2 protein-coding genes are annotated in these 1,418 nt (G+C 74.5%); both read right to left on the minus strand.

What is annotated here, in order from left to right; genetic code table 11:
* Positions 1-446, minus strand: a 446-nt coding sequence (locus tag BLT82_RS05545) for a TauD/TfdA family dioxygenase (RefSeq protein WP_143041471.1), incomplete at its 3' end; no start/stop codon positions are given.
* Positions 447-468: 22 nt separating this feature from the next.
* A partial coding sequence (locus BLT82_RS05550; protein ID WP_143041479.1) for a thioesterase II family protein occupies positions 469-1,418 on the minus strand: 950 nt, incomplete at its 5' end.

Raw genomic sequence — 1,418 nt, forward strand, 5'->3', positions numbered from 1 at the left:
GCCGGCAGCGCCTCCAGCACGGTGGACGCGTCCGCAACGCCCGTGACCCCGCCGGACGCCGGCGCGGTCAGACACGCGAACATCATCGTGCCGGGGAACGTCAGCGTGTAACTGAGCTCGTGGTGCATGCACATCGGCTGGTTCGGCGGCCACGCCGTGGAGGAGTAGACGCCGTCCCGGTACGACTCCCGTGCCGCGAACGCCTCCCGCTCGCTCATCAGCGGCCCGCCGGCCAGCTGCTGGAACACCGCGCCGACCTGGTCCGCCTCACGCAGCCCCAGACCGCGCACCAGCACCGAGCCTCGCTCGGCGACGAGGGAGCGCAGCGCGTCCCGCTGCCCGGCCGCCCAGCTCGCCGCGTCCCCGGGGGACTCGACGTGCAGGACCGGGGGCCTGCCCGGCTGCGACTCCACGTCGAGCAGTGACGCCTGGGATGAGGACGACATCTCTTTTCCTTTCGGTCGCGGTTCAGGAGGGAGCCGGGAGGACGGCGGCGCGCATTACGGCTCGTGCCGCCTCGGCCGGACGGGTGCGGAGGAAGTAGTGGCCCCCGTCCGCGAGCTCGTACAGGTCGGTGTGTTCGGCCAGCAGCCGCCAGTCGCGGTGCCGTCCGGGGGACGCCGTGACGGGGTCGTCGGCGGCCACCACGACGGTGACCGGCGCGGACAGCTTCACGGCGGGCGGGGCCTCGAGGAGGCCGGCGAAGTACTCGTGGGCGGCCACGCAGTCGTGGCGGTAGGCGGCACCGATGTGCTCGGCGCGCTGGGCGTCCAGTTCGCCGAGTTCGGTGTAGCCGCGGTCGTCGGCCAGCCCGGCGGCGATCTCGGCGTTGCTCCTGTGCGTGAGCTCGTCGACGGCGCTCCGCCGCTCCGCCGCAGTGCCGAGCAGCTGCGCGGCCAGGAACACCCGCTCGACCTCGACTCCGCGCTCCCGGAGCCTCCGGGCCGTCTCCACGGCGGGGGCCGCGCCGGAGGAGTGGCCCCACAGCAGCACCCGGGTCGCGCCGAGGCCGGTGATCTCGTCGACGACCCGACCGACGACCTCGTCCAGCGGGACGAAGGGTTCGCGGGCGGCCGCCAGGTCGTGGCCGGGCAGCTCGACGGCGTACACGGCGGGCCCGTCGCCGGCCAGCGCCCGGGCCAGCGGCTGGAAGTTCACCGCGTTGCCACCCGCGTACGGGAAGCAGATCAGGGCGCCGGCCCGTGCGTCCTTCGGCTCCGACAGCCGCTCCAGCAGGTCGTCTCCGGCGGTGCGGCGCCGGCCGGGCGCGGTGCCGGTACCCGGGCCGTCCGATGCGGGCCGGTCCGTGGTGGCGGCGTTGCCGTTCTTGTCGAGGAGTGCGGCGAGGTCGGTGAGGACGGGGTGGCGGGTGACGTCCTTGAGGGTGACGGCCCGGTCGAGGGCGATGGCGAGTTTCA

This window comes from Streptomyces wuyuanensis (assembly GCF_900103455.1).
GTDB lineage: Bacteria > Actinomycetota > Actinomycetes > Streptomycetales > Streptomycetaceae > Streptomyces > Streptomyces wuyuanensis.